The following is a 307-nucleotide window of genomic DNA, read 5'->3' on the forward strand; positions in this document are numbered from 1 at the left end:
GGGATATAACTTTAAAGACTTATGATGAATTAATAGAGTTATATTTAAAGCAAAAATCAATTCCAATAGAAAATGTAAAAAAAGCACTTCATAATACTAATGTACTTTCAGATATGATAGAAACCTTTGAGGTAGACAAAAGTTATAAGTATCCTAAATTATATGGAAATCCAAAGGCTATCTTAAAAGAAAAAATTATTCAAGGAATTAAAAAAAGAGAAATCTCTAAACATTCAAATTATGAGTCTGAATATCTACCAAGAATAAAAGAGGAGTTAGAAACTTTTGAGCATAACAAAGCTATCAA

At 25.4% G+C, this 307-nt stretch carries 1 protein-coding gene; it reads left to right on the top strand.

Annotated elements, in window-relative coordinates; translation table 11 throughout:
* A partial coding sequence (locus tag IC213_RS20760) for a hypothetical protein (protein WP_227863592.1) occupies positions 1-307 on the top strand: 307 nt, incomplete at both ends.

The organism is Clostridioides sp. ES-S-0049-02 (assembly GCF_020658465.1).
Lineage (GTDB): Bacteria > Bacillota > Clostridia > Peptostreptococcales > Peptostreptococcaceae > Clostridioides.